At 61.5% G+C, this 14,493-nt stretch carries 7 protein-coding genes and 1 pseudogene; 4 read left to right on the plus strand and 4 right to left on the minus strand.

Features of this window, described 5'->3' with window-relative positions:
* The first annotated feature begins 519 nt into the window (after nucleotides 1-519).
* The 3 genes from AC0L15_RS02010 (at nucleotide 520) to AC0L15_RS02020 (ending at nucleotide 6,640) form a co-directional block, all read left to right on the plus strand.
* Entirely contained in the window at nucleotides 520-2,295 is a 1,776-nt protein-coding gene (locus AC0L15_RS02010; RefSeq protein WP_287246257.1) for a hypothetical protein, read from the plus strand.
* A 949-nt stretch (nucleotides 2,296-3,244) separates the two neighbouring features.
* A complete protein-coding gene (locus AC0L15_RS02015; RefSeq protein WP_473495839.1) occupies nucleotides 3,245-5,077 on the plus strand; it encodes an AAA family ATPase in 1,833 nt (610 codons plus the stop codon).
* A 252-nt stretch (nucleotides 5,078-5,329) separates the two neighbouring features.
* Entirely contained in the window at nucleotides 5,330-6,640 is a 1,311-nt protein-coding gene (locus AC0L15_RS02020) for a hypothetical protein (protein WP_473495840.1), read from the plus strand.
* A gap of 570 nt (nucleotides 6,641-7,210) precedes the next feature.
* Here the strand turns inward: AC0L15_RS02020 and AC0L15_RS02025 are convergent.
* Complete coding sequence (locus AC0L15_RS02025; RefSeq protein WP_254026881.1) at nucleotides 7,211-7,558, minus strand: hypothetical protein; 348 nt, start codon at nucleotides 7,556-7,558, stop codon at nucleotides 7,211-7,213.
* A 239-nt stretch (nucleotides 7,559-7,797) separates the two neighbouring features.
* Nucleotides 7,798-9,214: pseudogene (locus AC0L15_RS02030) on the minus strand (transposase).
* A gap of 529 nt (nucleotides 9,215-9,743) precedes the next feature.
* Here AC0L15_RS02030 and AC0L15_RS02035 point away from each other — a divergent pair.
* The gene (locus AC0L15_RS02035; RefSeq protein WP_473495853.1) at nucleotides 9,744-11,714 is read left to right on the plus strand and encodes an adenylate/guanylate cyclase domain-containing protein; all 1,971 of its coding nucleotides are present in this window, start codon (nucleotides 9,744-9,746) and stop codon (nucleotides 11,712-11,714) included.
* On the opposite strand, the gene AC0L15_RS02040 is transcribed toward AC0L15_RS02035, so the two are convergent.
* Both AC0L15_RS02040 and AC0L15_RS02045 read right to left on the minus strand, forming a co-directional pair.
* Entirely contained in the window at nucleotides 11,711-12,169 is a 459-nt protein-coding gene (locus AC0L15_RS02040; RefSeq protein ID WP_123150749.1) for a YHS domain-containing (seleno)protein, read from the minus strand. The genes AC0L15_RS02035 and AC0L15_RS02040 overlap by 4 nt on opposite strands.
* An 851-nt stretch (nucleotides 12,170-13,020) precedes the next feature.
* Nucleotides 13,021-14,421 (minus strand): FAD-binding oxidoreductase, encoded by a 1,401-nt coding sequence (locus AC0L15_RS02045; RefSeq protein ID WP_287246601.1) that lies wholly within the window; start codon nucleotides 14,419-14,421, stop codon nucleotides 13,021-13,023.
* Nucleotides 14,422-14,493: the final 72 nt, after the last annotated feature.

Genomic DNA, 14,493 nt, shown 5'->3' on the forward strand with positions numbered 1-14,493 from the left:
GCGAACCTCACGCGGCGACGCTGCTGTTCGGCTCATCTGCCAGAACGAGCAGGTCGCGCCAGAAGCGGTCACTCCGTAGCAAGCCCTTGAATGACCGCAATGGGGCCGGAAGCGGAATGGCGGCTTTTGGCGTCTGAAGAACGATAGCGGACGTTCAGCCCAGTGGGACCAAGGTCTCAAGCTGACCCAAGAGCGACGCCCGCTTGTTCGCCAACAGACGGCGGCTGTGCGCCACGGTCCCGACCTTGCGGTCCTCAATCGCGGCATTGGTGCAACGGCTAAAGGCCTTTGGCGGATCGGATCGGTGGCTCGCGCAACCTCTGGTCTGCCAGACCAACGCATGCGAGCGCGGCGAGGTTGAGCAGAAAACATCTGAATCGCAGCTACATAGCAACAGGAAATATGTTGCCAAACGGCGGCAAGAGGCGGATCATCATCGCCCGCACCACCCCGATCGAGAATTGGCAGAGACAGGGCTGATCGGGGGTGGGCGAACGTACCGAACGCCAGGAGGTTCACATGAAACTGCGTGCTTGCCTGCCAAGCGCGGGATGGACCGCGCTTGTCCTGATGAGTTTCGGCACCGGCGCTGCCGTTGCTTACGTCGGCGCCAGTCCGGTGCAGCTTGCGGCGCCTAAAGTGCCGGTGCCGGGGGAACTCGACGTCGGACACTGCGTCGTCCTGGCGGCTGCCGGCCAATCATTGGCCCCGGAAGACATGAAGGCTTACGAGGAGGCCCAGCCGCCTCTGTGGGACGACCTGGGCTCCCTGAGCTATCCGATCAGCACAAAGAGCGCCGATGCCCAAAAATATTTTGACCAGGGGCTGCGGCTCGCCGTCAACTTCAATCACGCGGAGGCGCGACGCGCCTTCCGCAAGGCACAAAGTCTCGATCCCGACTGTGCGATGTGCTTCCTCGGCGAGGCGCTGATCCTGGGGCCGAACATCAACGTGCCGATGGATCCCGCCGCAAATGTACCGGCGATCGCTGCTATTCGAAAGGCGCAGGCGCTTTCATCCGGTGCCACCGAGAAGGAGCGGGGACTGATCGAGGCGGTCGCCACGCGGTATTCCGACGATCCCAACGCCGATCGAAACACCCTGAACGCCGCCTTCGCCGATGCAACTGCGGCGCTTTCCGACAAATATCCTGACGATCTCGAGCTCGCTGTGCTGGCCGCAGAGGCCGGCATGGACACGCAGCCCTGGGACTATTGGCAGCCGGGCGGCAAGGAACCCAAGGGCCGCACCGCGGACGTCCAGAAGCGGCTGGAAGGCGTTCTCGCCAAGAGGCCTGACCATCCGATGGCGATTCACCTCTACATTCATCTTGTCGAGGCATCGGATCGTCCGGAGCGCGCCGAGCCCTACGCAGATCGACTGGCAGCGCTGATGCCGGGGGCCGGACACATCGTCCATATGCCGAGCCATATCTACTACCGCGTCGGCCGCTATACGGATTCGCTGAAGTCCAACGAAGCTGCCTCGAAAGTGGACGAGACGTATCTCGCCGAGACTGGCGCGGTCGGTGTCTATCCGCTCGGCTACTATTCCCACAACGTGCACTTCGTATTGGTTTCGGCCCAGCTCCTCGGTGACTCGAAGACGGTGCTCGCAGAGGCCGACAAGCTGGACAATTTTTTGACCAACGAGGTGGCGACGGCCATTCCGATCGTGCAGCCGGTGAAGGCAGCTCCGTATTTTGCCTGGGCGCAATATGCCGAGCCGGATGCGATCCTGGCTAAGGCCGAGCCGGCCGGCGCACCGCCCTACATCACGTCGATGTGGCACTATGCGCGCGGTGTCGCCCTGGCGGAGAAGAAGAACGCCTCAGGCGCCCGAGCAGAGGCGGACGCCATCCACAAGATCGCTCAGGAAACCGACTGGTCGGTGCACGATGCCTGGGGGATCCCGGCATTGTCGGTCCTGCAAGTGGCCGAAGATGTCGTACGCGCCCGCGCTGCGCAGGCCGAGAACGACGTCGGCGGCTCGATAGCCTTCTGGAAGAAGGCGGCCGAAACGGAGGACTCGATCCCCTATATGGAGCCTCCGTACTGGTACTATCCCGTGAGGCAGTCCCTAGGCGCCGCCCTCCTCAAGAATGGTCAGCCGGCGGACGCGGCGAAGGAGTTCGTGGCGGCGCTCGACCGCGCACGCAGCAGCGCCTGGGCGCTGTTCGGGCTGCAGCAGGCGGCGAAGGCCCAAGGCGATGCTGCCGCCGAAACCAAGGCCGCGGACGAACTTTCCAAAGCCTGGAAGGGCGATCCGGGCATGCTGACGCTCGAACGGCTCTGACGAAGCTCATCCCGGGCGGGACCGATCCGTCGGCCGCCCGGGCTCCAAAGCAGTCACCGAACTCCGATTTATCGGAACATCTCCAAGCGCTTGTTCGGTTTTGGCCGGAGCCAGTCTTGAATCGCGAATTTCTCCGGCCGCTCGGCCTGCCCATGCTGGCCTACATCCTCTAGGGCGAGCAGTTCGAAGGATTCAAGCGCCAGGTCAATACACGGGCGAGCGGGCGAAGGTGACGGTGCGCCTGACAACCGCCTAACCGATCCCGGGCGCCGCCACGCGCTCCGATACGGAGATCATCCGCTCCGGCTTCCTCGTCGTTCGAAGTAGAAGACTAGCGAAGCTACGAACGTCCGCATCAGGTAGATAGTGTTGAAAAAATCCGTCGCACAGCAAAACAAGTGCCGTCGACAGAACCACATTTCAAAGGCAAGGTCTTTTCCCGGAATCAGGACTCACGATCGGCGCCTTGGCAGAACACTATTCTACGAAAACGTCCATAAGAGATCGGCCGCGGACTTTTTCAACACGTCGGCATGTACAAGACGTTCGCATTTAGCCGTGCGAAGGTCGGCAATTGGCGCTACTTGCTCGTTCCATCAACGCGACGAATGGCGACATTCCACCCCGATGCGGACGCTCGTTCGCAGAAGGGGTACGGCGAAGTTTGACCCTTTCGAGACCTTCCGGAGTCGAATTCACTTCTTGGAAGCCGACATTAGCCGGAACCAGCATTCGTGACCCGATCCGGACATCCGAGTCCATATGGCGGAAGGAGAGAAATGGGTCATCAGTTCCGGTTCCGGAAGGACATTTGCGCCACCATTTCCCGACATTTCTGGTCCTATTAAAGTGGACCTTCAGGCTGAGGCCGAATCGACTTCTCGGACCGTTTTCACGCGTCCATGATGGGCTTTTGGTGTATGATTGTACTTTCATACAGGAGGGGAACGTGGACGTCGCCACCTGGCTTCGCGGTATCGGCCTGGGACAATACGAGAAGGCCTTCCGCGACAACGATATTAGTGAAGAGGTTCTTGCCCACCTGACGGCCGAGGATTTGACGGGAATCGGCGTGACCTCCGTCGGTCACCGGCGCAAGCTGCTCGATGCGATTGCCTCACTGGCCCTGGTTTCGAGGTCGGCGCCCATTGGCGCATCCGCATCGCTGAAGACAGCGCTGCCTTTATCCGCCCCGACAGAGGCAGAGCGGCGGCAGCTCACGGTGATGTTCGTCGACCTCGTCGGGTCGACCGAGCTAAGCCATCAGCTCGACCCCGAAGAACTGCGGGCGCTGATGCGGCGTTACCGAAGCGCGGTAACCGAAGAAATGGACCGTTTCGGGGGGCACGTCGCCAAGTTCTTGGGCGATGGCGTTCTTGCATATTTCGGCTGGCCGAAGGCACAGGAGGACGCGGCTGAACGGGCGGTCAAGGCTGCCCTTCGCATTGTGGCAGCAGCTGGTGGAATCAAGACGCAAGAGGTTCCTCACCTTCGTGCACGCATCGGCATTGCCACAGGGTTGGTGGTCATCGGAAGCCTAGGGGAAGGGCAGGCAGAGCGCCCGGACGAGATCGTCGGGGAGACGCCGAACCTCGCAGCACGGCTGCAGCAGGCGGCAGGGCCGGACCAAGTTGTGATTTCCGAAACCACCCGGCACCTCGTCGGAGGGATTTTCGACCTGGAGGACCTGGGAAGGCAGCCGATCAAGGGGATCGGCCCCTCGGTAGCCCGCTGGCGGGTCCACGGCATCGGGCGCAGTGAAAGTCGGTTCGAGGGACTTCACGGCACGATGCTCACGCCGTTCGTCGGCCGAGGCCGCGAGATCGATCTGCTGCTCGAGCGCTGGGGGCGGGTCAGGCGAACGATGGGCCAGGTTGTCCTCGTAACCGGGGAGCCCGGGATCGGAAAATCGAGACTGGTGCGCTTTCTCGGGGATCGACTGAGAGGGGACCGGCTCCAGGAAATCCATTTCGACGCCTCGCCGTACTACGCGAACTCGGCGCTACGGCCCGTCATCTCGGAAATCCGGCGCTCCGCGGAGTTTGCAAGCATTGACCCGGACGAAACACAGCTCAGGAAGCTCGAGCTTCTTCTAGGAAGGGCTTTGTCCGATACCAGCGGCGCCATCCCTGTCATCGCCGATCTGCTCGGCGTTCGAACCGGCGAGCAGCATTCGTTACGTGATCTGACCCCTCAGCAGAGGAGGGCCATGACGTTTGCAGCGCTGCTGAACTGGCTTGAGGGGCTCGCGACGCGGCATCCGCTGCTCGTGGTCGTCGAGGACGCACAATGGCTCGACCCGACGACGCTGGAACTGGTCGATCGGATCAACGATCGGATCGCCCAATTGCCAGTGCTGCTGCTCGTCACTTTCCGGCCGGAGTTCAAGCCGGCTTGGAGCGGCGCACACGTTGACTGGATCGTGCTCGAACGGCTCGATCCGATTGAGGCGGCCGCAGTGGCCGAGGCCGTTGCGGGCAAGCGTCTTCCGCAGGAAGTCTTGAACGAGATCGTCGCGCACACCGACGGCATTCCGCTGTTCATCGAGGAATTGACTAAGGCGATGCGCGATCTCAACGTCCTTGTCGACGCAGGAGATCACTTCGACCTTTTGGGATCTCTGCCTGCAGTCACGGTTCCCGTGACACTTCAGGACGCGCTGATGGCTCGGCTCGACCGCCTGCCGCCCTCCGCAAGGCATGCCGCGCAAGTCGGTGCCGTGATTGGGCGGGAGTTCGATTCCTGCGCTGCTGGCGAGCGTGAGCGACATGCCTGCCGGTGAACTGGAGACGGCGCTCTCGGAACTGATCGGAGCCGAGCTAATCTTGAGCGGCGGCACCGCGGCCAGCCGGGCACACATCTTCAAGCACGCTCTCATTCAGGACGCCGCCTACGAATCGCTCCTCAAAAGCCGCTGCCGGGAACTGCATGGCGCGATTGCCGACGCGCTGGTCAAGAGATTCAAGGACACTGCCACAGCTCATCCCGAACTCGTCGCCGGCCACTACGGCAGAGCCGGCTCGTCGAGCAGGCAGTGCCATATTATCAGGCTGCGGCACGCACGGCGATCATGCGCTCGGCGACAAGGGAAGCGCTGGACCAGCTCGATAACGGTCTCTCGCTTCTCGAAACGCTGCCGGAAGGCTTGGAGCGCAACCGATTTGAACTCGGGCTCCGCCTTGCACTCGGGGATGCGCTCCGGGCGGCTAGGGGCACGGCGGCGGTTGAAACGGGCACCGCTTATGCTCGCGCCCGATTCCTGGCAGGGCAAACGGGAGCGGAGCACGAGAACCTCCCGGCCGGCTACGGCGAGTTTCTCTGTTACTACAATCGCGCGGAGCTCGATCGCGCGCGCGAAGTCGCCAACGAGCTGATGCGCGCGGCGGCGCGCGCATACGGCGAGGGTGGCCCAATCGGAGCGGACGCAGCCGGATTCGTTGCCCTTTGGATGGGCGATTTTGCCACCGCACGCTCTTTCCTGGAGCAGCGGGTCTCGACAAGGGCACCTGACCTGGACCCTCTGCTCGGTGCGGACATCGCCGACGCCGGACCGATCCTCTACCTTGCCCGGACGCTGCTCATTCTGGGCTACCCCGAGCAGGGGTACCGGCGGTGCCGGCAGGGTCTGGAAACTGCGGAGAAAACGCGCCAGCCCTTCGCGATCGTGTTGGCTCTCGCCAACACGTGCGTCTACTACCACTTGTGCAAAGACTGGCTCGCCCTTCGGCGCGACAGCGAGCGCCTGATTGCTCTCGCGTCCGAAAAGGCCATGCCTGCAATGTTGAACAAGGGACGGGGCTTTCGAGCTGCCGCACTCATCGCTGAAGGAAATGCAACCGAAGGCCTCGAGACCCTCAAATCCTGCTACGAGCACGACGTGAACGCCGGTTACCTGGTGATGATGCCGTACTTCGAGTCCATTCTGGCTGAGGCTTACCTTAGTAGTGGCAACGTTGAAGATGCACGACGTGTGCTCGACGACGCGTTCGAGCGTGCGACTTCGACCGGCGAGCGTTGGTTTGATGCCGAGCTGTACCGACTGAAAGGGGAGTTTGCTTTGCGCGAGCCTGGTCGCGACAGCGACTTGGCGGCGGAATCTTTCGGCAAATCGGTAGAGACTGCCGGGGCGCAGGCCGCCAAATGGTGGGAGTTGCGAGCTGCGACGCAGCTCGCACGCCTGTGGGCAGAGCGAGGCGCCGGGGAGAAAGCCCACGGTTTTCTGACACCCGTTCGCGACTGGTTCACCGAGGGTTTCGAAACCGCCGACGTCAGAGAGGCCGAGGCCCTGCTCAGCGAGCTGGAGCGTGCTACGCTATATGACACGCCCTGGGCTCGGCGGGAATAGCGTTGGCCGTTAGTTGGTGGAAGGGGCAGCGCGTTCAACGGGCGCGGTCGCGCCAATTGCAGTCATTCCAGAACACACATTTGACTGCCTGCTACTGGCGCGTTTTCCCCGTTCAAGGGACGAATGGGAACTTCGTCTCTCCACCCCAGCCGGACCTTGCCGAGCCTCATCAGGCAATCTGAAGTCGGAACGCACCAACCGATCACGTGCGCCATTTGCCGACATTCACGGAGCGTTGGCAATCCCGACCTACGCCCGACCGCCGAATCGGCTGTGCGGTCGTGCCCTGTGCCGGCACGGAACTGCAGACGAGTGCAGCATTCATGTCCCACGACCAGGTAGCAGTCGCCAACGTTGTACGAAAAAGGCGGGATGCGTTTTGGTCCACTGGGCGACAAGTGGTTGCGCCTGTATAAAAGCGGCCCCGGGATGGATGGCCAAATCGCCGACGATCAACTCGCGCGACTCGCAGGCCTCCGGAGCGGATGTAAGGCAAGCCAGAATGACGAGCGTATAAAGCATTGTCTTGTTCCTTCGCGGAGATCGAGTTCGTCCTCGGAGGCGACAGATTCAATGGCCGGCACGAACGAGTTCGGGAGGGGGCTCGGCTCCTGCCACGAAGAGTTTGCCGCCGGCCCGCGAAATCTCGACGGTTTGGCTGCGCTCGTCCAACCTGCCTGGAACCGAGATCGTGAGGCTTTGGCCTTCATCGAGGGTTGCCTCGAAGCGCACAGGCAAGCCCGCCTCGCCTTCAGCGATCGTGGTGACCACCCGGAAGCTGTTATCGGCTTCCGTATAATAGACGACGCCTTGAAAACCGCCGAGATCGATACTCCCTCCTTGTAGGGGGTCCAGTTCACCTGCAGAGGCGTAGCCCGTCGTCACGCAAAGCGCTGCAAGGACCGTGTATCTGTACATGATATTTTCCTCCCCACCGAACAGGTCAGAACAAGATCGGTGCGCAAAGCATATGAGGAGTGGGTAGGTTCGTCTGTGAGAATTCTCACACGCGTGGCAAATTCAAAAACGAGGCTGGGCGCGTGTGGCAAGATGCGGATCGCGTCATGAGCGCCGGTCGCACCCAACGTCGGCTTTTGGGAAAGATTCCAGCGCAGGAAGGTCGGGATTGGGTCCGATTGTGTTGAAGAAGTCGGTGATTAAGCCGGGCGTTCTTTTCGCCGCGACGAGTTGCGGTTGGGTCGAGGCGGCTCCTTGGCTGGGATTGGTGTCCGGGTGGTGCAGATCTTGGCCAATTTCCTGAGGTTCTGGGCGGTGGCTGCGAGGTGGAACTCATCGCGGGCACCGCAGGGACCGCAGTCTGTCGAGCTTCAGGATGCGCCTGAGGTGCGCGAACAGCATCTCGACCTTCTTCCGTTGATAGCGTGAGGTTTGGTAGGCGTCGGTCTTGGCGATATCGCGGGCCATGTCGCGCGCACCCTCATAGATCGAGCGCAGCACTTTGCGCGCCGGCTCCTTCGGGCAACAGCGGAGCTTCAGGGCACAGGCGTCGCAATCCAGCTTGCTGGCGCGATAGCGCATCATGCCATTCTCGTCGACGAGAGGGTGTGGCACCCGATAGGTCTTCTGGCGCTGCCTGAGCGTCTTTCCGCCCGGGCAGCGGTAGGTATCGCTTGCATGGTCGTAGGCGAAATCCTCACGCGAGAAGGTGCCGTCCTTGCGCTTGGAGTGGTCGAACACCGGGATGTGCGGCTCGATCCCACGCTCATGCACCAACCAGTTCAGCATTTCGGCCGAGCCGTAGCCGGTGTCGGCAATCAGCCGCTCCGGCCAGAGGCCGAACTCGTCGTGCGCCCGCTCGATCATGGTCTTGGCGGCCGTCACCTCGGCTTGGCGCACCGCGGTCGAGGGCTCCACATCGACGATGACGGCGTGCTCCACGTCGATCAGATAGTTGGTGCAATAGGCGTAGACGGCCGGGCCGCCCCAAGAGGCGGTCCAGCGTGCTGCAGGATCGACAGGCGATACGAACTTTGGCTCTACCGGCGTGGCGGCCCCGAAGGCGGCGTCATCCAGAGTGGCGAGATACTCAGCCACGGCCCGCTTGGCTTTAGGATTGAGGTCCTCGGCCGTTTCGATCCCGCGCTGACGATGGGCGTCGGCGACGATCATGCTGGCATCGACCGCAAAGCCTTCGCCGCCGACGAGCCCTTCCGCTATGCAGCGCCGGACGACGGTCTCGAACAGTTCGCGCAGCAGGTCGGCATTGCGGAAGCGGCCGTGGCGGGTCTTGGAGAAGGTTGAGTGGTCAGGCACATCACCGTCGAGGCCAAGCCGGCAGAACCACCGATAGGCCAGGTTCAGATGTACCTCCTCGCACAGCCGCCGCTCCGAGCGGATGCCAAAACAATAGCCGACGATCAGCATGCGGATCAGCAGCTCAGGGTCGATCGAGGGACGGCCGATCGGGCTGTAGAAGGGCGCCAGATGCTGGCGGATGGCGGACAGGTCGACGAAGCGGTCGATCGCTCTGAGCAGGTGATCTGCCGGCACATGCCGCTCCAGGCTGAAGCCGTAGAACAGCTCCTCCTGCATCACACTTTGCTCGCCCATCATCGACTCAATCTCCTCTTACGACGAACATTGAATCAGTGCTTCAGGACTGCTGCAACCCGGACTTTTTCAACACAATCGGACCCAATCCCGACCTTCAGGGACGCATTTCCTTCCAGAAACCAGACATTGAGCCGAACCAGAAGTCCTGACCCATTCCAGACCTTCCGGTGCATGCACAGCAAAGGGCCTTGCGGCGATACAATGCCTCCGACTTCTGCTATGGTGCATTCCTCGGGCATAGGTGGTCTCAAAGAACGCCGTCGTGGATCGCAAGCTTGCTGCCATTCTTGCTGCCGATGTGGTGGGCTACTCCGCGCTGATGGACTGTGACGGCCAAGCAGGCGGCCGACGCGCGCATGTGGGCCGGGGTCCATTTTCGCTCCGATGTGGTTGCGGGCCAAAAGATCGGTGAGGGTGTGGCCGAGCAGGTCATAGCGTTCGCGGTTCCACCGCCCCAGCGGTGGGCGCGACGCTCGCCTTCGATTGGGGCCTCCTTAGGGCTAAGCACTACGGAGCCCTAGGTTCCGTAGTGCTTAGCCCAGAGCTATCGGAAAAAGGTGGCCGAAGCGCACGGGGGAGAGTCGGATTGTCAACCGAGCATGTAGAGCGGCGACTTACGGCCATTCTAGCGGCCGACATCTCCGGCTACAGCCGGCTGATGGGCAACGACGAGGAAGGTACGCTCGCCCAGCTGAAGGCGCATCGGCGTGCTCTGGTCGACCGAAAGATCAACGAACACCGCGGGCGGATTGTCAAGACCACCGGCGATGGGATGCTGGTCGAGTTCGCGAGTGTGGTCGAGGCCGTGCGCTGCGCCGTCGAGATCCAGCGCGGCATGGCGGAACGCAATGTCGCGGTGCCGGCAGGACAACGTATCGAGTTCCGCGTCGGCATCAATGTCGGCGACATCATCATCGAGGATGACGACATTTTCGGGGATGGCGTCAACGTGGCGGCTCGCTTGGAGGGGCTCGCGGAGCCTGGCGGCATCTGCGTCTCGGGCCGCGTGCAGGAAGACGTGCAAGGCAAGCTCGACGTTGCCTTTGAGAATATCGGCGAACAGCAGCTCAAGAACATCGCTCGGCCGGTGCGCGCCTTTCGCGTGCGGCTCGACGCCACGGCCGCTCCGGCGCCCACCGGCTGGCGCCGGGGATTGTTCGCCGCTCTGTCTCTGATGATTTTGCTTATTGTAGGCGCGCTCTGGGCCGGTCTTGGCTCTGAGTGGAAATTTCTCAGCATTCTGCGCTCTGGCGATCAATTCACAAAAAGTGCTGAAGTCAGCACGAAACCCGCGATCGCCATTCTCCCGTTCCTGAACCAGAGCGACGATTCGGCTCGTCAGTATTTCGCGGATGGATTGACGCAGGATATCATCAACGCACTGGGTCGGTTCTCCGCGCTGACCGTGATGTCGTGGAACGCTGTCTTCCCCTACAAGGGAAAGCCCGCAAGCCCGGAGGAGATCGGCCGCGGTCTCGCCGTCAGCTATCTGGTCGAAGGCAGCGTCCGCCAGACCGGCGACCGCGTGCGGGTCATCGCGCAACTCGTCGACACAAGGCAGGGACGGGTGATTTGGTCTGCACGCTTCGAGGAGGCGCTGGCGGACGTGTTCGCGCTGCAGGACAACATTGTCACTCGCATCGTCAGCGTCCTGGCGATTCGCGTGACCCAGATCGAACAAAATCGGGTGTTCGCGAAGCCAACCGAAAATCTCGCAGCCTATGATTACGTGCTGCGCGCCAGGCCGGCATTGCAGAGCCCGACGCATGCAAACAATGTGGAGGCGCGCGCCCTGCTCAGACGCGCCATCGAGCTTGACCCGAACTACGCTGCTGCATATGCGGCACTTGCCGAAACCTATCACATTGCCAGCTCGATGGGCTGGGCGGAATCGCCAACCGCCTTCCTGAGCCGTGCCGAGGAACTGGCAATCAAGGCGCTGAGCCTTGATGATTCCGACGTGCGCGCGCGCATCACTCTCGGCCACATCCACCTCTTTCGTCAGAGATACAACCAGGCAGAGGTTGAGATCGAGCGCGCCATTGCGATCAATCCGAACGATGCTCACGGCCTCGCCGGGCGCGGCACCATCCTGTTGTGGCTGGGACAGACGGATGCGGCGATCGAGGCCTTGGAGCAGGCGCAGCGTATCGACCCCGATCTCAATGCGATCGATCGCTTTGCGCTGAGCCTGGCCTACTATCTGAAACGGCGTTACGACGCGGCGATCGAACAGGCGGAACTTAGTCTTCGAACAACCGCAGGCGCGAACTTCAGCCGTATCCTGCTGGCGGCCGCCTATGCACAAGACGATCGAGCGGAGGACGCCGCGCGTGTCGTGACGATGATACGCCGCATCGACCCAACCTTCGACCCCCAGGAGTTCGGAACCAAGTTTCTACGCTCTGGCGATCTCGAACATCTGCGCGACGGATTCCGCAAGGCCCGCCTCTACCCCGTCACAGGCGACCTGCCACCAGCCGAGAGAATGAACCGCTAATGTCCTTGAAGTAGCGCGCGGTTCTGGTTGGCCTTTGCGATATTCGCAGCAAGGTCCTGCTGGAAGAGCGCGGGTCCCATCGGGGCCGGTTTACCGAAAATATAAAGCTTTCCGTCGCTGATCAGCCAGTTCTCCGGGTTGGCCTCGTCGAGCTCGCCCAGGGCCAGCGCCATTGCACAAAAATTTCCGAACTCTGGCGCGTAGCGAACAGGATCGGCCTTGAAAAGCTCGCGATGCTCGGCGTTCGCGAAGAGGTAGCGGTGCTCATCCCATTCGTACTCGATCTCCGGCAGCCCGCGCGTGGGGCTTCCGATGGTGAAATAGGCGACCGGGTCATAACCCTTGATCGCCAGCGGAACCGCTTCAGTGGCAAAAGAGGGCATCGAGGTCGCAAACAGGGCGGCTGTGACCGCCAGAACGAGGCGAATGGCATTTCGCCGAGAGACATTGTGCATGGCGAATTCCCTGATTTGACCGTCCGGGCCGCTACCAGCCCCGCGGCAAGCGAAGCCGTCTGCGTCATTCCGTTCGGGCACTAATTATCGCTCTTGTAGCGCTCGGCCGCAACACGTTTCGGAGATTTTCGGAGTTCGAGTGTGGTGAGGCCGGCGCACATTGCAGGGGCGCCGGGCTCCATTCTTCGTCTGCTTAGTCCGCAACCGCGACCTCCAGCTTGGTCCCCCTATCGTCCGCTTTCAGGCGGTGGCAAAGGGATTCTCTACGGCCGAGATCGGCGCGAAGCCGACATCCCTTGGAACCAACACCCGCATTTCGAATATGCTGCCGAAGCAGCCAGCGAGACTTGCCGGAGCTTCCTCGATCCTGGAGGATCCGCTCGGTAAAGCTGCCGCCCCAATTCTGGCTGTGCGCCCGATAGCAGCCAATGCGACGGTTTTATAAACTACCAAAGCGGACAGCGCCACCGCTGCCGGAGCGACCACTGAAAGTCAGAGGAGGCAGATGACCCCTAGCTCCAAGATCAGTAGAATGACAAATACCCCGCCGCCTATTGCGTAACCCTTCCAAAATTGCCGAATGTCCTCTTCGGTCACGAAGCCGACGGCCAAATGGGATGATAGCAAGCCTAAACATACGGGCAGCGGTAGCGACAGGTGCCTACACCGTGGGGGAGGAAGGGTGGTCGCTCGCAAGTCCACATTCAGTTTGGACGAATCTTCAAAAAGACTGCGCGGTCTAAATTCCCTATCCATGTCGCACCTTTTTGTTGTTGCGTGGGTAAGGCCAACCTTCAGGTCTCGCGGCTTGCAACTGAAAGCAGTGCTGTCCAATCCCGGTGCGCCACCTTTTAGAAAATCTTGCCCGGGTTCATGATCATATTGGGATCGATGGCGCGCTTGATAGCACCCATGAGATCGACGGCATTCTGGCCATGCTCAGCGACCATAAAATGCTTCTTGCCCTCGCCGATGCCGTGTTCGCCGGTGCAGGTGCCATCCATGGCAAGTGACCGCTCGACGAGGCGCTCAAGGAAAGCCTTCGCACGCCGAACCTCATCAGGATCGTCCATCATGACCAGGACCCCGGCATGAAAGTTGCCGTCGCCCACATGTCCAACAATAGGTGCGATTAGGCAGGAACGTTCGATATCGGCTTTTGTCTCACGGACGCATTCAGCCAATCGAGAAATCGGAACGCAGACATCGGAGACGACAACCTTTGCGCCTGCGCGGTAGGATCGCTGAGCCCAGAATACATCGTGTCGGGCCTGCCAAAGGCGCGCACGGTCTTCTAATCGGGCGCTCCACTCGAAAGGCCCTCCGCCGAAATCTTCGGCGATGGCGCCGAAAAGCTCTGCCTGCTCCGCAACGCTCGCCTCGGAACCGTAGAATTCCAGAAACAGATGCGGCTGCTCAGGCATGCTGAGTTTCGAATAGGCATTGCAAACCCGAACCTGCAACTCGTCGAGAAGCTCGACCCGCGCAAACGGTGTGCCGGACTTAATCCCCGTGATGGCCGCGTCGCAGCAGGCCTCGACCGAGGGGAACGGGCAGACACCGGCGGAAATGGCTTCGGGTATGCCGTGGAGCTTGAGGGTGAGTTCTGTGATAACGCCCAAGGTGCCCTCGGCGCCTACAAGCAACCGGGTCAGATCATAGCCAGCGGAGGATTTGCGGGCACGGCGCGCCGTGACTATGAGGTCGCCGTTCGGCAGCACAGCTTTCATCGCCAGGACGTTGTCTTTCATCGTGCCATACCGCACAGCGGTGGTGCCGGACGCGCGTGTCGAGGCCATACCGCCCAACGAAGCGTCGGCGCCGGGATCTACCGGGAAGAACAGGCCCTCGTCCCGCAGAAAGTCGTTCAACTGCTTGCGGGTGACGCCCGGTTCGACGATGCAGTCAAAATCTGAGGCGTGCACTTCGATCACGCGGTTCATCTCAGTTAGGTCAAGACATAGTCCGCCGAAAGGCGCATTTACGTGTCCCTCGAACGAGGTTCCGGCGCCAAACGCGATGATGGGAATGCGATGCCTGGCGCATATCCGGACAGCTTGCTGTACTTCGTCCGTCGACCTGGGGAACGCAACCGCGTCGGGCAGTGTCCCGGCCACCCATGTTGTCGTGTTGGCGTGTTGCTCCCGAACCGCTCGCGTCACAACAAGACGATCACCAAACAGAGCGATGAGTTCGGCGTGCCCACTCCCGTCGCTCAATCCAGCGACAGGCCCCCTAAAATCCGCGACCACGGCCCTGCTCCGAACGTTGAATTTCTTGATGTTCACTTATTGACTGATCGGAGTAAATTCACTCTTGGGTCT

This window comes from Mesorhizobium sp. WSM4846 (genome assembly GCF_055811415.1).